Below are 18,820 nucleotides of genomic sequence, written 5' to 3' on the forward strand. Positions count from 1 at the left end.
AGACCTTTATCCGTTAAAATAAAGAATAAGTAAAGTTTGGATTTTAATATGATATTCAGTGTTCATATTTTGCTTAAATTCGGCAATATTTTAACCTTATTAAATATGCCGTCTCATAAAACAGATATCTTATGAAAAGTCTTCAGTTTTCGGTACCAGCTGATACCAATAAAAGCATCCGAATACAGGAAGACATTATGCCCAATTTCTATCCTTATTTTCATCGTCATACTGAAACACAAATCATGTGGATTCTTAAAGGACATGGAACGCTGGCCATAGAACAGAATCTTTTCCCTTTTGAAGAAGGTGATATTTTTTATTTGGGAGCCAATCAATCCCATGTCTTCAAGGGTGATTTTCATGCGCATGAAAAGCAGAACGTTCATGCAGTATCTATTTTCTTTGATCCTCATAAAAAGATTTCCGCATTTTTCGACTTACCAGAATTTGAAGAACTCAAAAACTTTATACATTATTCTGAGGTGGGGTTCAAAGTGGCACCAGAATTAAAATCAGAGGTAGGAGAAAGCATAGGTGCATTACAAAAAACAAAAGGAATAGATCAGATCATAGATTTTATAAGGATCTTACAGAATCTTATGCAAAACAGACATTTGCATATTCCTTTATCTTCAGAGAAGAATCTGCCCTCTCATATTTCGGATAATGACCAAAGAATTATAGATGCACAAACTTTTATTAAGAAAAATTTTGCGCAACACAAACTCAGCCTCGACACCATTGCCAAAGAAGCCTGTATGACTCCGCAGGCATTCTGCAGATCCTTTAAAAAACGAACCGGAGTCACCTTCATTGAATATCTTAATGAACTCCGTGTACAAAGAGCCTGCAGATTATTAACATCCAGCAGCCTGTACAGCATTTCTTCAGTTGCTTTTAACAGTGGATTTAACAGCCTTACCAACTTTAATAGGGTTTTTAAGTCCATTATGAAATATTCTCCCAAAGAATATCTTAAGCATTACAAAGAGGCAACCACAGATCTTTAAAAGTATATGTTAAAATACGGTTAGAATCTATTAAAATATTAACATTTACCGTTTTGAAATTCTGCTAGTTTTGGATAAATATTATTTGATATGAGTACAAAACTAAACTGGGAAGGCATTTATCCCGCTGTGTTAACTCCTTTTACAAAAGAGGGTGAGATAGATTTTGAGATGTTTGCTCTCAATACGGAAGCCCAGATCAAAGCTGGTGTTCACGGGATTATTCTTGCAGGAACATTGGGAGAAGCCAGCGCCTTGGAAACTGAAGAAAAGTTTGAATTATTACAATATGCAAAAAAGATTACCCAAGACAGAATTCCTGTCATTCTTAATCTTTCTGAAAACACAACAAAAAATGCTGTAAGCTTTGCAAGAAAGGCCAAAGAATTGGGAGCGGACGGTTTAATGCTTCTTCCTCCTATGCGTTATAAAGCCGATAACCGTGAAGTTGTTGAATATTTTAAAGCTGTGGCAACTGCAACAGATCTTCCGATTCTCATTTATAATAATCCTGTAGATTACGGAATTTATGTAAACCTTGAAATGTTTGATGAGCTTATTCAATATCCAACCATTCAAGCCGTTAAAGAATCTACAAGGGATCTTGCTAACGTAACCAGAATGATTAACCGTTTTGGTAAAAGGATCAAGATTCTTGGCGGTGTGGATACGATCTGCCTGGAAACTTTAATGCTTGGAGCAGACGGTCTTGTTGCAGGCCTTGTAGATGCTTTCCCAAATGAAACTATGGCCATGTACCACCATGTTAAAGCAGGCAGCTATGACAAAGCAATAGCTATATATAGATGGTTTATGCCATTGCTGGAACTTGACATTCATCCCAAGCTGATACAGTATATAAAACTGGCCGCTGCATCAGAAGGAATAAGCAGTCCGTATGTAAGAGCTCCCCGTCTAGAATTACAAGGTCAGGAAGCCGGGAAAATTAAAAAGATCATTGAGGAAAGCCGAGCAAATCGTCCCGTTTTAGATTAATACAAGAAATAAAGCCATGATTGAGGAAACACCAAAAGAAAATATTGACAGAAAAATCCAAATGGCCCTTGAAGCCTTTCAGTTTCTGAAAAATACAACCATAAAGGAAAGAGCTGCATTAATGAATGCCATTGCAGATCAGATTGAAGCTTTGGGAGAAGAACTTCTAACAACCGCACATACCGAGACATCATTACCTTTAGCAAGGCTTACCGGAGAAAAAGCAAGAACAGTAAATCAATGGAGAAGCTATGCAAAAGCGGTAGCCAAAGGAATATATGCAGAACCAAGAATTGATCTTGCCCAGCCTGAGAAACAAAAAGCAGATATCCGCAAATACAGCATCGGTATTGGTCCGGTAGTTGTTTTCGGAGCCAGCAATTTTCCATTCGCATTCTCTACGGCTGGAGGTGATACCGCTAGTGCTTTCGGAGCCGGCTGCCCGGTTATAGTGAAGGCTCATCCGGCGCATCTCCGGACTTCCCAAATAATGGCAGATGCAATATCATGTGTTGTGAAGGCATTCGGGTGGCCTGAGGGGATTTTCGCCCACATTACCGGAACTTCCCATGAAACAGGCTCTTATCTGGTTCAGCATCAAGATATTCAGGGCGTTGCCTTTACAGGCTCATTCAAGGGAGGAAAAGCATTGTTTGATTTAGCTAACCGCCGTGAGAATCCAATTCCGGTTTTTGCAGAAATGGGAAGTATCAATCCTGTATTTGCATTACAGCATTTGCTTGAAAATAGAGCAGAAATACTGGCAAAAGAATACATTTCTTCTTTAACATTAGGAGTTGGACAATTCTGTACCAACCCGGGTGTGTTTATTGCTGTTAAAGAAAAATCAATCGATCGCTTTATGGCAGTATTAAGAGATGAAATTCAAGAAGTAATACCCGCACAAATGCTTCACAAGGGGATTTACGAAAATTTCGAAAATCATAAATCGACTGCTTTGGCACAACCGGGGATTGAAATAATTACATCAGACAATAAGGAAGGACAAGGATGCGCTACTATTATCCTGACCAGTGGTGAAAATTTCATTAAAAATCCTGTATTCAGCGAAGAAGTTTTTGGTCCTTTTGGTATCATTGTAAGCTGTGAAACTCACGAAGAGCTTATACAAATCGCTCAAAATCTAAAATGTCAGTTAACAGTTACGGTAGCAGCTACCCATGAAGATATCCGTGACAATTTTGCACTGATCGGCATTTTAAAAGATAAATGCGGGAGGTTATTATTCAACGGTATGCCTACAGGAGTAGAAGTTGTGTATGCTATGCAGCATGGCGGCCCTTTTCCTTCAACTACGGATTCCCGTTTTACTTCCGTAGGTCCGGATGCTGTTAAACGGTTTGTCCGGCCTATTTCATTCCAGAATTGGCCTGATGAGTTTTTGCCAGAAGAATTGAAAAATGAAAACCCGTTACAAATTATCAGAACCGTGGACGGAGAGATTAATTCAGCATCATTAAAATTACAAATCTCATGAACAGAACTTTTTTTTGTATAGATTCACATACCTGCGGCTGTCCCGTACGTCTTGTTGCAGGTGGCAGTCCAATTTTAAAGGGAAACTCCATGATGGAGCGCCGTCTTCACTTTATGAAAGAATACGACTGGATCCGTAAAGGATTAATGTTCGAACCCCGTGGTCATGACATGATGAGCGGAAGCATTCTTTATCCGCCTGTTGATGAAGAAAATGATATCGGAGTTTTATATATCGAAACCAGCGGATGCCTTCCTATGTGCGGGCATGGAACAATCGGAACTGTTACTATTGCCATAGAAGAAGGGCTGGTGACTCCTAAAATTCCGGGAAAGCTGCGTCTTGAAACCCCGGCAGGGCTTATACTTATAGATTATGTGCAGGAAGGCAAAAAAGTAAAATCCGTAAAATTAACGAATGTAAAATCTTTCTTATATGCTGCAGACCTGGAAGTTGAATGTCCGGATTTGGGTTTGATAAAGGCTGATGTCGCATATGGCGGAAATTTTTATGCAATTATAGATCCTCAGGAAAATTTCAGAGATATTTCTGATTTTTCAGCCAGTCAGCTTATTCACTATGGAAAAATTATCAGGAAACTGCTCAATGAAAAATATCAGTTTATCCATCCTGAAAATGAACATATTACCGGATTAAGCCATATCCAATGGACCGGCAAGCCCACAAATTCAGATGCCAGCGGAAGAAATGCGGTACTGGTAGGTGAGAATGCCCTGGATCGTTCACCTTGTGGTACAGGAACTTCTGCAAGAATGGCTCAATGGCATGCTAAAGGTAAATTAAAAGAAGGGGAAGAATTTATTCATGAAAGCTACATTGGCTCACAATTTATCGGAAGAATTGAAGGTGAGACTACTGTTGATGGGAAACCAGCCATTATACCATCTGTAGAAGGTTGGGCAAGAATTACAGGATATAATCATATTATTATTGATGATGAAGATCCTTATTGGCAAGGATTTCAGGTTATGTAAACAAACGTATGACACAGAATAAAGGAAAAGCACTGATTATTGGTGCAGGAATCGCAGGATTAAGCTCCGCATATTATCTTTTGCAGAAAGGGTGGCAAGTAGAAATCCTCGAACAGAACGATCTGTTCTATAACTGCTCCTATGGCAATGCAGGAATGATCGTACCCAGTCATTTTACACCTTTGGCAGCTCCAGGCGTTGTTGCGCAGGGAATTCGCTGGATGTTTGATAGTAAAAGCCCGTTCTATGTAAAACCATCACTCAACATCAAATTGCTGTCTTGGGGGCTCAAATTTTTACAGCATTCCAATCAGAATCATGTAGACCGTTCTGCAGCGGCAATCAGAGACCTTAATCTTGCAAGCAGCCAGCTTTATGACGAAATTGCTCAAAAGGAAGAATTTGATTTTGAGCTGAATCAAAATGGTATACTGATGCTTTATAAGACAGAAAAAGTAGCAGAAGAGGAAACAGAACTTGCCCACAAAGCAATTAATATGGGGTTATCTGTTGATATTTTGGATCAAAAAGGGATTCAGGAGCTGGAACCCGATATCTGTCTCGATGTAATAGGAGGAATCAATTACAAATGTGATGGTCATATGAATCCCATGAAACTGATGAGGCAAATGATCTCATATCTTAAAAAGAATGGTGTCATTTTCCATATTCAGCATAAAGTAACAGGATTTGAAATTTCCGGAAATACAATTAAAACTTTAATTTCCAATGACAAGAAGTTTACTGCAGATCGTTTTGTAATGACAGGAGGTTCATTTTTACCTGAACTAGCCCAAAAAGCCGGCATCAAGATCCAATTAATGCCGGGAAAGGGCTATTCATTTATGCATCATCTTGAGAGCTCTGCAAATACTTTGAAACATGCTGCATTACTACTTGAGGCCAGGGTAGCCGTAACCCCCATGAATGGGCAAATCCGTTTTGGCGGAACAATGGAGCTGGCTTCCCATCAGAATAAAATTAATATGAAGAGGGTAGAGGGAATCGTACAATCTATTCCCAAATATTTGCCAGATTTTCAGGTTAAATTACCCAAAGAATCAGAAATCTGGTTTGGTTACAGACCTTGTGCTCCGGATGGACTTCCATATCTTGGACAATCTTCCCAATTAAAAAACTTGATCATCGCAGGCGGCGGTGGCATGATGGGACTAAGCTTAGGACCCATTTTTGGAAAAACAGTTTCAGAACTTGCCAATGACCAAAAGCCAACGGTTGAGATAAAGATATTCAACCCTGAAAGATTTAATTAAAAAACATCACATAACCCACAAAATTATTATTTATGAAAACAGTAACTCTTGCAATACATTCTATTATGAAGATTGCATTTTTTAACGGGTTCTTATTTTGCCATTCCTGTGAAAGCAAAGAATCAGAACCATTGGAGATGGTAAAATTGTTGACAAAAGCATGGAAAAATTGACTATTCAAATAATTTATTAACAAACAAATCCAAAAAATCATGAAAAAATTTAAATTACTACTACTTGTTTCCCTATTGCCAATAATAGGTTTTGCTCAGGAAAATAGACCTCATGAGTGTAAAGCAGATGAAATGATGAAAAAACATTTTGAACTGCACCCTGAATCTAAGGCTGAATATGAAAAATTTGAAAAATTCACCAAAGATTTTGTGAAAAAAATAGAATCAGACAAAACTCCATTGAATAAAAAGGTCAACGCTCCCACCTACATCATACCCGTGGTTTTTCATGTGTATGGAGAATCTCAGAGTAATGTAAAAGTAAACTACCAAAAAGTAGTTGACTTGCTACAACAAATCAACTTAAATTTCAATGGAATTAATACCGATTCAAACACTATAGATCCTTACTTTCAACCTATTAGAGGTACATTAAGCATTGAATTCCGCTTAGCTAAAATTGACCCAACCGGAAAAGCAACAAGCGGAGTGGTATTTCACCCTTTCAAAAGTGGATATGGCAACGGAGGCGGATATGATGCACAAATTGGTGCAGATGCATGGGATAATACAAAGTATATGAATGTATATATACAAAATGATCTATATGCTGATAAAGATTTATATCAATCAGGAGTTGCATGGTATCCGGATTCATACATGTCTTCAGTAAATACAGCAAGAGTTGTTTATAATGGTCGTTATATATATGATGCTGCAGGAACTGTGGCTTCAAACGAGTTTTCTGATACATTCACTCACGAATTTGGGCATTGGCTAAATCTTCAACACACGTTCAATGTTCTTTGTTCAACTGCGAACCCTAGTAATGATGGTGACGGAGTTGCTGACACCCCTGTAGAAAATAATTCTTCCGGATTAGGATGTACAACTGGAAACAATTGTCTTGGACAAAGAGTGAATGTTGAAAACTATATGGGATACAACGGTTCCGCTGGTTGTTATAAAATGTTTACCAATGGACAAGTTAACAGAATGTTAGCCGCATTAAATCACCCGTCAAGAATAAATTTATGGCAACCTGCTAACTTAGCTGCAACCGGAGTTGACAATACTCCGCCTAAATTAACCCTTAGCAATAGTACCTTTACAGAGAACTTAAACAATAATGGAGCTGTGTCATTAGATGGAACAGTAGCATCTGCTCCTACATCAACCATTACCCTAAACGGAGCAACATTTGCCGTATCAAATGGAACAACTCTTATTGCAGGAACACATTTCACATCTTCATTACCAGCAGGACAAACAGCAACTATAGCAGTTACAAGCCCTACTACTGCTACACTTACCATAAATGGTGCCGCAACCAGTCATCCTAAAAGTCAGGTCCTGAATTCATCAATTACGTTTCTAAATCCGGCTATAACAGGAGGTGTAACTTCATTAGGATCAACTACGTCTTTGGCATTAACTTTTTCTTACAAAGATCCCTATAAAATAGTGACAGGAACTCCTCTGGAAAGTTATGCCAATCCAACACCAACAACAGTAACAACCAACTCCGGAGCAACTTGGAAATATTTTATCATTAACCCGGAGCTTAGTGATGATGCAGGATATGGTGCTTGGTACTATGGCGCAAATCAATTAAAATTGGAAACCTATTGGAAAGGATTAGTATGTGGGGCAGGGACAAGAAATATTAGTTTAATTCCGTCTTGCACCACTATAAGTAATGCAAATAATATTGGTTATCCAACTGGTACTCCTGGACAACTTGACGTGTATACCCCTACATACACTACCTGGTCTGGCAAAACCGCTTATGTTGGTTTTAGAAACCAATTCGAAGGTTACAATATTAACGGCTATTTCAAACTGACTGTTGGAGCCAATGGTTCTGGTTATTCTGTAACTGAGTTTGCATATAATACACAACCAAATGGCAGTATTACAACGCCTTGTGCATTATCATCATCATTATCCACTTCAGACGTTGATACAACAAACTCAGAAACATCCATCTACCCAAATCCAGTTTCTGATGTATTGAATATTAAAACAAATGGGAAAATTAAATCAATTTCTATTTATGACATGTCTGGAATAAAAATGAATGCTAAAGTTATTGGGGATAAGGTTGATGTTAAACATCTCCTAAGCGGAACTTATTTAATTGATATTGAAACTTCTTTAGGGAAATCTTCTCAAAAATTCATTAAAAAATAAGATCAAACGCTATATCGATGCAATATAATCGTTAGTAAAAGGTTTTATTTTAACTGCTTGTATTTTTGAGATGATACAGGATTAAGATGGGCTCATTGAGCTCATCTTTCTTTTTTCTATACCACAATCTTTTTTGCGCAAGTAAATCGTATTTTGCTACAGGACATTTCTGGGGCGAAGATATGACGAATGTTAATGCCTATTTCCTTAAAGGCTCATTTAAAGTAATTGCTCCAGTTCAGATGGAGGAAATTATTCTGATCATCGACCTCCTGACAACTATTTCAAGCTGTTACGGATTGGTTTAAAAGCTTTTAAGAAAGACCTGTTCTGATAAAATAATTTAGTATTGATCTATGACATTCATAAGTTGAATAAAAAAGGGCTTAATATTCTAAGTCCATTTTTACTGTGAAATGATCTTAGTTTATTTCCGTACTTTTATCAAACCATTACAATACCTATTTTTATGCAATATAAAAATGATACGATCATCATTCGTGAATTTACTCCTCAGGAATTTATTTTATTTCTGAATCTCTTTGAAAATGAAAATGTAACCCGCTATCTGCCCTATAAAACTCCTGACGAATACAAAGAAATGTTTGAAAAAGCCTTATCTGAATATACAGAAGGTCCTTTCAGCAGATGGGGTATATTCAACGCGAAAAACAATGATTTTGTGGGAATGTGCCTCGCCAGGGTTTTTCTCGACAATCCTGAGCAGATAGAAATAGGATATACTCTGGGAGAAAATTATTGGGGAAAAGGGCTTGGAACCAACGTATGTAAAGCTCTTTTAGACTATTGTTTATCATTGAATTACAGTAAGGATATTGTTGCAGTAACTGATCTTGAGAATATCGGATCCCAGAAAGTTCTTATAAAAAATGGCTTCACCAGAATTGAAAACCTGGTAAGAGGAGAAAGAGAACTGGCCTATTTTTTAATTAACAAAACGAAATATCCTATTTAGCCAGCTGACTTATCTGATTATTCTTTCCGCAGTCTTGGCCTTATAAAAACATTTCATTTATCAGATAAATTATCATAACTTGCAGGAATTATGATGTCGAAACGCTGCAAATATGCACTAAAAGCAATGGTCAGATTAGCAAGGAATTACAACCAAGGCTATCTGCCTACTTCTGTTATTGCGCAGGATGAGAACATTCCAAAGAAATTCCTGGAGCAAATTCTCCTCGAGCTTAAAAGAGCTAAACTCGTTAATAGTAAACAAGGTAAAGTAGGAGGGTATTATCTATTGAAATCTCCCGAAGAAGTCTCTCTGGCAGATCTTTACCGCATTTTTGACGGGCCTATTGCACTGACTCCCTGCGTGTCTTTAAATTTTTATGAAGCATGTGATGACTGTGTGGATGAAGCAGTATGTTATCTTAGAAAAGAGCTTATTATCGTTCGTGAGAAAACCAGAAAAAGCATGATGGAAGCCACTTTAGCGAAGTTTATTAAAAACGGATAAAAAATTTTTTATTTAAATTATACTATTTTGATAGGAGTTATAGAATTTTGTATATATTTGCAAGACTTAAATCTCAATTCAAAATGGAAAACAGTCTGAAAAATGAATTCGAAAATCTACTGAAAGAAGCTCCGGAAGCTTTCTTTCAAACTAATGGACTGCAATTACTGGCTGAAAGATTTCCAGGAAAGGTTATTTTTTCAACCAGCTTTAGCTATGAAGATCAGGTCATCACACATTTGATTAAAGATTTGAATATTGAAATTTTCACCCTGGATACGGGAAGGCTTTTTGAACAAACCTATGAAACCTGGACTTCAACCAGAGCTTTTTTCAAAAAAAATATCAAAGCATATTATCCGGATACGGAAGAACTCAGAAATTTTGTTTCGGAAAATGGCCCTGACTCATTCTATCAATCGGTAGATAAAAGAAAAGCATGCTGTACCATCCGAAAAGTACACCCTTTGAAAAAAGCATTGCAGGGATATGAAGTATGGATCACAGGGCTGCGGTCTGAACATTCTTCAAACAGGCAGAATATGCCGCAATTAGAATGGGATCCTGATAATCAGATTATAAAATTCCACCCGATCCTTCACTGGACCTCAGAACAGGTAACAGATTATGTGAAAGAACATCATTTACCCTATAATCATCTCCACAAAAAAGGGTTTGTAAGCATAGGGTGTGAGCCCTGTACCAGAGCTATTAAAGAAGGGGAAGATTTCAGAGCCGGACGATGGTGGTGGGAAGATGCCAATAAGAAAGAATGCGGTTTACATATTCATCAATAAAAAAGAAACAATGTCAATATACCATTTAAATTATTTAGACCAGCTGGAGTCTGAGTCTATTTACATATTAAGAGAAGTAGCGGGACAGTTTGAACGCCCGGCATTATTATTCAGTGGAGGAAAAGACAGTATTGTGCTGGCTCACCTCGCAAGAAAAGCCTTTTTCCATGGAAAAATTCCATTCACATTTGTTCATGTAGATACGGGACATAACTTCCCTGAGGTTTTGGATTTCCGCGATCAGCTTGTAAAACAGTTGGATGTTACCCTGGCAGTCCGAAAAGTAGAAGACACCATAAAAAGTAAAAAATTAACCGAAGCTAAAGGCAAATTTCCAAGTAGAAACTGGCTCCAGACTTATACATTACTGGATACGATTGAAGAATTTGAATTTGATGCGTGCATAGGAGGAGCCAGAAGAGATGAAGAAAAAGCCCGAGCCAAGGAAAGAATATTCTCCGTACGAGATGAATTCGGGCAATGGGATCCTAAGCTTCAGCGCCCTGAACTCTGGAACATCTTCAACGGAAAGATTCATAAAGGGGAAAATGTAAGGGTTTTTCCGATCAGTAACTGGACAGAACTTGATATCTGGAACTATATCCGCAGAGAAAAAATTGAACTTCCTTCTATCTATTTCTCGCACGAAAGGGAAGTGGTAGATTTTAACGGGCAATGGCTTGCCAATTCTGAACATGTATTCTTAGAACCTGAAGACTTCGTCACAACAAGAAAAATACGTTACAGAACCGTAGGAGACATGACCTGTACAGCAGCCGTAGAATCCAATGCTGTAACTATAGATGCAGTAATTGAAGAGATTGTGGCCACAAGAATTTCTGAACGCGGTGAAACCCGTATAGACGACAGAGTGACAGAAGCCGCAATGGAGGACAGAAAAAAAGGAGGCTATTTTTAAAATAAATAATCAGCAATGGGTAACACATGATTGGTTAACAACTATTGCAATCACATCATCACTCATTGATCATTACTCATAATTTAAATACGGATGGATATATTAAGATTTATAACAGCAGGAAGCGTAGATGACGGGAAAAGTACCCTTATCGGAAGACTGCTTTACGATAGCAAAAGTATTTTACAGGATCAGCTGGAAGTACTTGAGAAACATTCTAAAAACAAAAATGAAGACGGGGTAGATCTCGCACTGTTAACAGACGGACTGCGGGCAGAAAGAGAACAGGGAATAACTATTGATGTTGCCTACCGTTATTTTTCAACCTCAAAAAGGAAATTTATTATTGCCGATGCTCCGGGCCATGTGCAGTATACCCGGAATATGATTACCGGAGCATCCAATTCCGATCTGATGGTTATTCTTATTGATGCCCGTAAAGGCGTCATTGAACAAACCAGAAGACATTCCATTATTGCTTCATTATTACAATTAAAAAAAGTGGCCGTAGCTATTAATAAAATGGATATGGTGGATTATTCGGAAGAAGTATTTGAATCTATAAAGTCAGAATACGCAAAAATTGCTGATAATCTGGGGCTGAATGAGGTAAGTTATTTCCCTATTTCCGCTTTGAAAGGGGATAATATTGTTTCAAAATCATCAAAAACAGATTGGTATGATGGAAGTTCTCTTCTGGAATATCTTGAACAGGTTACTTTAAATGAGGAATCCAATTCCGGAAGCCGTTTCCAGATTCAGTATGTAATTCGCCCTCAAACTGAAGAACTCCATGATTACAGAGGGTATGCGGGGAAAATATTGAGTGGAACATTCAGAAAAGGAGATAAAATCCGTATCCTTCCGGCAGGCCTTACCACTGAAATTACCAGCATTGAAATCAACGGAGTTGAAAAAGAAGAGGCATTGGAAGGGCAGCCGGCAGTCATTCATATTGCTAATGATCTGGACATCAGTAGGGGGGATGTTTTCGCAACCGAAGAACAGCTTCCGGCCGTAGAAAAAGATTTGGAAGTCCTTTTATGCTGGCTTGATCAGAAACCATTGCAACCGGGTAATAAATACCTTCTACAACAGAATAGCAGGCTTGTAAAAGCGGTTGTCAAAGAAGTGGATTATAAAATTAATGTCAATACACTGATCCATGAGCAGGCTGAAGGTGATATTAAACTCAATGAAATTGTGAAAGTTACGCTTCGAACGGCACAACCTTTGGTCTATGACAGTTTTATCAATAATAAAACAACAGGATCTGCAATTTTAGTGGATGAAACTTCCAATTCAACGGTTGCTGCCTGTATAATTCAATAGAAAAATGGCAATTTCAGATCATTTAATTCAAAGAATTCATCAGAGTAAACAAAAAAGCACCCATGATTTCTTTGACAAAATAAAAACCAAAGCTTTTGTAAAAGAACTGTATCAGCTCCTTTTTCTTCCTCAAAAGATCAACACGGAAGATCAGTTGAAAGAAAGCTTTGAAGTATTGAATGACAGTCTTTTTAACCTGATCAATGCAGTGATGGGAGATGAAAAGACTGCTGAAGCAGAGGTGAATGAGTTTTTTACTATTCTCCCTGAGCTTTATGATCAACTGGTACTGGATGCACAATCCATTCTGGAGTTTGATCCGGCAGCAGACTCTCTGGAAGAAATATATCTTGCATATCCTGGATTTTTTGCCACATATGTATATCGTATTTCACACCAGCTTTGGAACCAGGAAATAAAAATATTACCGCGTGTCATTTCCGAATATGCACATAGCAAAACGGGAATAGATATTCACCCTGGAGCCATCATCGGTAAACATTTTTTTATCGATCACGGAACTGGCATTGTTATCGGAGAAACTACGGTGATAGGGGATCATGTTAAAATATATCAGGGAGTAACACTTGGAGCACTTAATGTCTCTAAAGAAAAAGCCAATCAGAAAAGGCATCCCAACATTGAAGACCACGTCATCATTTATTCCGGGGCAACTATTTTGGGAGGGGAAACAACGATAGGAAGAGAAAGTATTATCGGAGGAAATGTGTGGATTACACAGGATGTTCCTTCTCACTCACTGGTTTATCATAAAAGTGAGATCAAAATAAAGGATAACAGTTCCTTACCGGAATCTTTAAACTTTATTATTTAAAAACAGAAAAAAGAACAATTGATATGAAATTTCAGAACGTATTAGAAACAATAGGGAATACACCCATTGTAAAGATCAATAAACTGTTCAGTTCAGATCACGAAATCTGGATCAAACTGGAAAAAAACAATCCCGGAGGAAGCATTAAAGACAGAATTGGCCTTGCTATGATTGAAGATGCAGAGGCCAAAGGACTATTAAATAAAGACAGCACCATTATTGAACCAACCAGTGGAAATACGGGAATCGGACTGGCATTGGCAGCTGCTGTAAAAGGATACAAACTGATTCTGGTAATGCCGGAAAGCATGAGCATCGAACGTCGTAAAATAATGGAGGCCTACGGAGCTGAATTCGTATTAACTCCAAGAGAAAAAGGAATGAAAGGTGCTATTGAAAAAGCCGGTGAACTTGCAGAAGAAACTCCCAACTCATGGATTCCAAGACAATTTGATAATCCTGCCAACGTAAAAATACATACGGAAACAACTGCTCAGGAGATTTTAAAAGATTTCCCGGAGGGTCTTGATTATATCATTACAGGAGTAGGAACCGGCGGGCATATCACAGGAATCGCAAAAGTGGTTAAAGAAAAATATCCGAATGTTAAAGTTATTGCCGTAGAACCGGAATTATCACCCGTATTAAGCGGTGGAAGCCCGGCACCACATCCGTTACAAGGTTTAGGAGCCGGATTTGTTCCTTCCATACTGGATGTCACACTTCTTGACGGAGTAATCACTGTTGGTAAAGATGAAGCCTATGAGTATGCACTTAATGCCGCTAAAAAAGAAGGTCTTTTTGTAGGAGTCTCTACCGGAGCCGCTTTAGCAGCCATCGCCAAACATTTACCGGAAATACAACCTAACGCTAAAATCCTTACCATTAATTACGATACCGGAGAAAGGTATCTGTCCGTAGAAGGACTCTTCTAAATCCTTAATTAACACCGACTTCAATGAACACAACAATAAAATCACCAAAGGTTTACCTTATCGGTGCAGGGCCCGGCAACCCTGAACTGATCACTGTAAAAGCTGTAAAAATCATCGCTCAGGCAGACGTTATTCTATGTGATCGCCTGGTTAGCCCTGAAATTCTGGAAACCTATGTTAATCCAAATACAGAAATTATTTATGTAGGCAAAGAATGCAGTAAAAATGCTTCTACTCCGCAATCTCATATCAATACTTTAATGGTGGAATATGCTCTTCAGAATAAAGCCGTTGTAAGGCTTAAAGGGGGAGATGTTTCTATATTTTCAAATATTCTTGATGAACTTCAGGTTTTAAAACAACATCGTGTTCCTTACGAGATCATCCCGGGAATTACTGCGGCATTGGGTGCTGCAGCATTTGCAGGAATGCCTTTAACCGCCAGAGGATATTCTACATCCGTTAGATTTCTGACGTATTACAAATCTGAAATTCTGAGTGATGACTATTGGAAAGAACTTGCTGTTACCAATGATACACTTGTTTTTTACATGTCAAAAGGAAATCTGAGTGCTCTTGTGGAAAAGTTGGTTCAGCTTGAAGTTTCAAAAGATAAAAAAATTGCAGTCATTGAGCAGGCTACTACACCTTATCAGAAAGTATACACCTCTTCTTTTGATGACTTTAAAGAAAATTTCGGAAACAAAAACTTTGCGTCGCCTTCTCTTGTGGTCATTGGCAAAGTCGTCAATCTGCATGAAGAATTCTCCTGGCTTAACAATGCTGAGCAGGAAGGTCTTTATTTTAAATCAGTAGAGAATGGAAGTCTTATATCAAACCCTCAAAATTTCTTCGAATATGCTGTCTGAAACCAAATTAAACGTCCTGAAACAAATATCCGGGGATCTTTCCAGAGATGAAGCTATCTGGGCAAGCGGATACCTGGCAGGTCTTGCAGGAGGAACAACACTTACAGCTTCTCTGCCGCCTCTTCAGGTTGAAAGTACAGTTCAGAATACTGTAAAGAAAATTACACTGGCTTACGGAACAGAAACCGGAAACAGTAAAAAACTGGCCACCGGATTAGCTGGAATCGTCAAAAAGAAAGGAATCCAGGTTAAACTGGCTGATCTTTCCCAATACAAGCCTAAAGATCTGGCTAAGGAAGAGTTTTTCTTCATTATTATCAGTACACAGGGTGAAGGGGAACCTCCGATTTTAGCCAAAAAGTTCTATGATCATATCCATGAAAATGAAATTGATCTTACTAATGTTAAATTTGGTGTACTGGCTTTAGGAGACAGCAGTTATCCTCAATTCTGCAAAACAGGGGAAGATGTGGATTCCCGTTTCGAAATTCTTGGAGCGCAGCGTATTATTCCATTAAAAAAATGTGACATTGATTATGAAGAAGAAGCTCATCAATGGATAGAGCATGTATTTGAAACCGTGAATACCAATCCCGGCAGCACTAAAAATGCATCAACTCCAAAAGCTTCAACAGGAAGAAAAAAATACCAGGGAAAAATCTCTACGATTATCAACCTGAACGATATCACCTCTGAAAAAGAAACTTATCATATAGAAATTGAAACCGAAGAAGCTCTTGTTTACCAACCGGGAGCGGCATTAGGAGTCATCCCTTTCAATTCAAGATCTGTAGTCGAAGAAATTATTGCATTAACAGGAATTGATCCTGGTAAACAAATTGAAACAGCTAAGGTAACTGATACTGTTGAAAAATTACTGCACAAGCATCTTAACATCAGTTATTTATTAAAAACCGTAGTCGCACAGTATGCAAAAATCACAGGGCATTCTATTCCTGAAGTCAGATTGAGCTTACTTGATCTGCTGAGAATTTATCCGGTGAAAAACGAGGAGGAATTCGGGGAAGTTATTCAGATATTAACTGGTCAGGCTCCTCGTCTCTATTCCATTTCTTCTTCTTTGGAGGCTCATGGCGAATCAGAGATTCATATCACGGTTGCTAAATCAGAGTTTTTTATCGACCATCAGAAACATAACGGATTATGCAGCGGTTTTCTGAGTGAGTTTACAGAAGGAGAGGATATTGAATTCTATATTCAGAACGCCGGACATTTCAAGCTGCCGGAACAGGATAAAGATATTATTATGATAGGCCCGGGAACAGGAATTGCCCCCTTCAGATCATTTCTCTGGGAACGCGATGCTTTAGGAGCAGAAGGAAGAAACTGGCTGTTTTTCGGAGATAGGAATTTCGTTTCGGATTTCCTTTATCAATCTGAACTTCAGGACTTCCTTAAAACAGGCAGCCTTACTCATCTTGACCTTGCATTTTCAAGGGATACGGCAGAAAAAATCTATGTTCAGCACAAACTGGAACAAAGCGCACAGGAAGTTTTTTACTGGCTTGAAGGAGGAGCTTCCGTTTATATATGCGGAGCCAAAGAACCGATGAGCCGCGATGTGGAAGAAACCCTTTTACACATCATTCAGAATCAGGGAAAACGAAGCAGGGAAGAAGCTATTCATTACCTGGAAGACATGGAGCTGAACGGCAGATATGCTAAAGATGTTTATTAAAACAAGCCAGAACTAATCCTAACATTAAAAGAAAACAATTTATGAGCAATAAAGATAACCTATCGCCGGTAGAAAAAATCAAAACCGGAAGCAACGGACTCAGGGGAACTTTAAAGGAAAGTCTTTCTGATGATTTTACAGGAGCCATCAGAGAAGATGACCAGACTTTGATCAAGTTCCACGGAATGTACCAACAGGACGACAGAGACAGAAGGGAAGAACGTGTAGCCAAAAAACTGGAATGGTTATACTCCTACATGATCCGCTTAAGACTTCCCGGTGGTTTTTTAACCCCTGAACAATGGGTTGGATTAAATGAAACGGCAGAAGATCATTCCACCGGAACCATAAAAATTACCACAAGGCAGACCATTCAGTTGCATGGTATTTTAAAATCCCATTTAAGACCTACTATACAAAGTTTTAATCTGCAGCATCTGGACTCTATTGCAGCTTGCGGTGATGTCAACAGGAATGTAACCTGTACAGCCAACCCCTCCGAATCTCCATTACAGCAGGAAGCCTATGAACTTGCAGGAAAAATCAGTGAAATGTGTCTTCCGAAAACCAAGTCCTATTATAATATCTGGATCGATGATGAACTGATTGTTGATAGAAAGGCAGAAGAAGATCCTTTATATCAGGACAGATACCTTCCGAGAAAACTGAAAATAGGAATTGCTGTTCCTCCCAACAATGATGTAGATGTATTCATCAATGATATTGCCTTGATTGCCATTATCGAAAATAATAAGATTGCAGGGTACAATATTGCTGCAGGAGGCGGATTAGGGGCTACCCACGGAAATGAAGCAACATACGCACGTCTTGCCTCTGTTCTTGGATTTGTAGATACAGAAGAAAAAGTATTGAAGGCTGTATATGAGATTATCACGGTACAAAGAGACTTTGGGAACAGAAGTGACAGAAAATTATCAAGGCTGAAGTATACCATTGATAAACTTGGTATTGAACAATACAGAGATGAAGTTGAAAAAAGAACAGGATTTAAATTTGAACCTGCAAGAGAATTCAGATTTGAGCAAAGAAAAGACCGCTACGGCTGGCTTCAAAATCATGAAGGAAAATGGTTCTATACATTGTTTGTAGAGCATGGAAGAATTCTTGACACCCAGAATTATCCTCTTAAATCAGGATTACTGAAAATTGCCCAAACCGGTAAAGCCAATTTCCGTTTTACCTGTAATCAAAACCTTATTCTGGCAGATATCAGCAATGAAAATAAAAACGAGATTGAAAACCTTTTACAACAACATGGGATTTCAGATGATACGGAAAATGCAAGCGCCCTTCGTAAAAACTCTGTTGCCTGTGTTGCTTTGAACACCTGTTCTCTTGCGTTAGCAGAAGCACAACGGTATCTGCCTTCTCTGGTAACCAAAATAGAACCTATCCTTGAAAAATATGGACTTTTACAGGAAAATATCACGATTCGTATGACCGGATGCCCTAACGGATGCGGAAGATCTCCTAATGCCGAAATAGGATTTGTAGGGACTGCATACGGTAAATACAACCTTCACATTGGAGGAGACAGACTGGGAATGCGTCTTAATACAAAATTCAAAGAGAACATTGGTGAAGAAGAAATTCTCACAACATTGGATGAACTTTTTGGAATATACACACAGAAAAGGCTTACAGAAGAAACCTTTGGTGATTTTTCATACCGCTATTTACAAACCCTAAACTGAAAATATGACTGTCTTTTTTTATGATCAAAAAAAACTAAAACAACAACCTCTTCTTCTATCAGGTAAACGAATGTGTATGTGTTGTTGATTTTCA

17 protein-coding genes are annotated in these 18,820 nt (G+C 38.3%); all 17 read left to right on the top strand.

Features of this window, described 5'->3' with window-relative positions; all coding sequences use genetic code 11:
- Window positions 1–131 precede the first annotated feature (131 nt).
- On the top strand, window positions 132–1,013 hold the full coding sequence (locus F3J23_RS06745; protein ID WP_167026037.1) for a helix-turn-helix domain-containing protein: 882 nt from the start codon (window positions 132–134) through the stop codon (window positions 1,011–1,013).
- A gap of 90 nt (window positions 1,014–1,103) precedes the next feature.
- On the top strand, window positions 1,104–2,009 hold the full coding sequence (locus F3J23_RS06750) for a dihydrodipicolinate synthase family protein (protein WP_167026040.1): 906 nt from the start codon (window positions 1,104–1,106) through the stop codon (window positions 2,007–2,009).
- 16 nt (window positions 2,010–2,025) lie between these two features.
- The gene (locus tag F3J23_RS06755) at window positions 2,026–3,507 is read left to right on the top strand and encodes an aldehyde dehydrogenase (NADP(+)) (RefSeq protein WP_167026042.1); all 1,482 of its coding nucleotides are present in this window, start codon (window positions 2,026–2,028) and stop codon (window positions 3,505–3,507) included.
- Complete coding sequence (locus tag F3J23_RS06760; protein WP_167026045.1) at window positions 3,504–4,502, top strand: 4-hydroxyproline epimerase; 999 nt, start codon at window positions 3,504–3,506, stop codon at window positions 4,500–4,502. The genes F3J23_RS06755 and F3J23_RS06760 overlap by 4 nt, the downstream gene beginning before the upstream one ends.
- 8 nt (window positions 4,503–4,510) lie before the next feature.
- Window positions 4,511–5,776, top strand: a complete 1,266-nt coding sequence (locus F3J23_RS06765) for an NAD(P)/FAD-dependent oxidoreductase (protein ID WP_167026048.1) — start codon at window positions 4,511–4,513, stop codon at window positions 5,774–5,776.
- Window positions 5,777–6,081: 305 nt separating this feature from the next.
- Window positions 6,082–8,142, top strand: a complete 2,061-nt coding sequence (locus F3J23_RS21580) for a M43 family zinc metalloprotease (protein WP_228455280.1) — start codon at window positions 6,082–6,084, stop codon at window positions 8,140–8,142.
- Window positions 8,143–8,228: 86 nt separating this feature from the next.
- Complete coding sequence (locus tag F3J23_RS06775) at window positions 8,229–8,450, top strand: hypothetical protein (RefSeq protein WP_167026051.1); 222 nt, start codon at window positions 8,229–8,231, stop codon at window positions 8,448–8,450.
- Window positions 8,451–8,611: 161 nt separating this feature from the next.
- Window positions 8,612–9,118, top strand: coding sequence for a GNAT family N-acetyltransferase (locus tag F3J23_RS06780; RefSeq protein ID WP_167026054.1), 507 nt, complete (start codon window positions 8,612–8,614; stop codon window positions 9,116–9,118).
- 90 nt (window positions 9,119–9,208) lie between these two features.
- Complete coding sequence (locus F3J23_RS06785; RefSeq protein ID WP_167026057.1) at window positions 9,209–9,625, top strand: RrF2 family transcriptional regulator; 417 nt, start codon at window positions 9,209–9,211, stop codon at window positions 9,623–9,625.
- Window positions 9,626–9,708: 83 nt separating this feature from the next.
- A complete protein-coding gene (locus F3J23_RS06790; protein WP_167026060.1) occupies window positions 9,709–10,422 on the top strand; it encodes a phosphoadenylyl-sulfate reductase in 714 nt (237 codons plus the stop codon).
- A gap of 10 nt (window positions 10,423–10,432) precedes the next feature.
- Window positions 10,433–11,341 (top strand): sulfate adenylyltransferase subunit CysD, encoded by a 909-nt coding sequence (cysD, locus tag F3J23_RS06795; RefSeq protein WP_167026063.1) that lies wholly within the window; start codon window positions 10,433–10,435, stop codon window positions 11,339–11,341.
- Between the two features lie 93 nt (window positions 11,342–11,434).
- Window positions 11,435–12,673: a sulfate adenylyltransferase subunit 1 gene (locus F3J23_RS06800; RefSeq protein ID WP_167026066.1), complete on the top strand. Its 1,239-nt coding sequence runs from the start codon at window positions 11,435–11,437 to the stop codon at window positions 12,671–12,673.
- Between the two features lie 4 nt (window positions 12,674–12,677).
- On the top strand, window positions 12,678–13,508 hold the full coding sequence (epsC, locus tag F3J23_RS06805; protein ID WP_167026069.1) for a serine O-acetyltransferase EpsC: 831 nt from the start codon (window positions 12,678–12,680) through the stop codon (window positions 13,506–13,508).
- Between the two features lie 23 nt (window positions 13,509–13,531).
- Window positions 13,532–14,443, top strand: a complete 912-nt coding sequence (gene cysK, locus F3J23_RS06810) for a cysteine synthase A (protein ID WP_167026072.1) — start codon at window positions 13,532–13,534, stop codon at window positions 14,441–14,443.
- Between the two features lie 23 nt (window positions 14,444–14,466).
- The gene (gene cobA, locus F3J23_RS06815; protein WP_167026075.1) at window positions 14,467–15,312 is read left to right on the top strand and encodes a uroporphyrinogen-III C-methyltransferase; all 846 of its coding nucleotides are present in this window, start codon (window positions 14,467–14,469) and stop codon (window positions 15,310–15,312) included.
- The gene (locus F3J23_RS06820; RefSeq protein ID WP_228455281.1) at window positions 15,263–17,011 is read left to right on the top strand and encodes a sulfite reductase flavoprotein subunit alpha; all 1,749 of its coding nucleotides are present in this window, start codon (window positions 15,263–15,265) and stop codon (window positions 17,009–17,011) included. Before cobA ends, F3J23_RS06820 begins: the two co-directional genes overlap by 50 nt.
- A 23-nt stretch (window positions 17,012–17,034) precedes the next feature.
- Window positions 17,035–18,726: an assimilatory sulfite reductase (NADPH) hemoprotein subunit gene (gene cysI, locus F3J23_RS06825; RefSeq protein WP_317167702.1), complete on the top strand. Its 1,692-nt coding sequence runs from the start codon at window positions 17,035–17,037 to the stop codon at window positions 18,724–18,726.
- Window positions 18,727–18,820: the final 94 nt, after the last annotated feature.

Origin of the sequence: Chryseobacterium sp. Tr-659, from assembly GCF_011752975.1 — a bacterium.
In the GTDB taxonomy this organism is placed as follows: Bacteria; Bacteroidota; Bacteroidia; order Flavobacteriales; family Weeksellaceae; genus Chryseobacterium.

What these genes read in the sequence shown, in the direction of transcription:
- cysD (WP_167026063.1), top strand. Translation starts at nt 10,433, where the DNA reads ATGTCAATATACCATTTAAATTATTTAGACCAGCTGGAGTCTGAGTCT.
- F3J23_RS06745 (WP_167026037.1), top strand. Translation starts at nt 132, where the DNA reads ATGAAAAGTCTTCAGTTTTCGGTACCAGCTGATACCAATAAAAGCATC.
- cysK (WP_167026072.1), top strand. Translation starts at nt 13,532, where the DNA reads ATGAAATTTCAGAACGTATTAGAAACAATAGGGAATACACCCATTGTA.
- F3J23_RS06780 (WP_167026054.1), top strand. Translation starts at nt 8,612, where the DNA reads ATGCAATATAAAAATGATACGATCATCATTCGTGAATTTACTCCTCAG.
- F3J23_RS06750 (WP_167026040.1), top strand. Translation starts at nt 1,104, where the DNA reads ATGAGTACAAAACTAAACTGGGAAGGCATTTATCCCGCTGTGTTAACT.
- F3J23_RS06820 (WP_228455281.1), top strand. Translation starts at nt 15,263, where the DNA reads ATGGAAGTCTTATATCAAACCCTCAAAATTTCTTCGAATATGCTGTCT.
- F3J23_RS06775 (WP_167026051.1), top strand. Translation starts at nt 8,229, where the DNA reads ATGGGCTCATTGAGCTCATCTTTCTTTTTTCTATACCACAATCTTTTT.
- F3J23_RS06765 (WP_167026048.1), top strand. Translation starts at nt 4,511, where the DNA reads ATGACACAGAATAAAGGAAAAGCACTGATTATTGGTGCAGGAATCGCA.
- cobA (WP_167026075.1), top strand. Translation starts at nt 14,467, where the DNA reads ATGAACACAACAATAAAATCACCAAAGGTTTACCTTATCGGTGCAGGG.
- F3J23_RS06785 (WP_167026057.1), top strand. Translation starts at nt 9,209, where the DNA reads ATGATGTCGAAACGCTGCAAATATGCACTAAAAGCAATGGTCAGATTA.
- epsC (WP_167026069.1), top strand. Translation starts at nt 12,678, where the DNA reads ATGGCAATTTCAGATCATTTAATTCAAAGAATTCATCAGAGTAAACAA.
- F3J23_RS06800 (WP_167026066.1), top strand. Translation starts at nt 11,435, where the DNA reads ATGGATATATTAAGATTTATAACAGCAGGAAGCGTAGATGACGGGAAA.
- F3J23_RS06755 (WP_167026042.1), top strand. Translation starts at nt 2,026, where the DNA reads ATGATTGAGGAAACACCAAAAGAAAATATTGACAGAAAAATCCAAATG.
- F3J23_RS06760 (WP_167026045.1), top strand. Translation starts at nt 3,504, where the DNA reads ATGAACAGAACTTTTTTTTGTATAGATTCACATACCTGCGGCTGTCCC.
- F3J23_RS21580 (WP_228455280.1), top strand. Translation starts at nt 6,082, where the DNA reads ATGATGAAAAAACATTTTGAACTGCACCCTGAATCTAAGGCTGAATAT.
- F3J23_RS06790 (WP_167026060.1), top strand. Translation starts at nt 9,709, where the DNA reads ATGGAAAACAGTCTGAAAAATGAATTCGAAAATCTACTGAAAGAAGCT.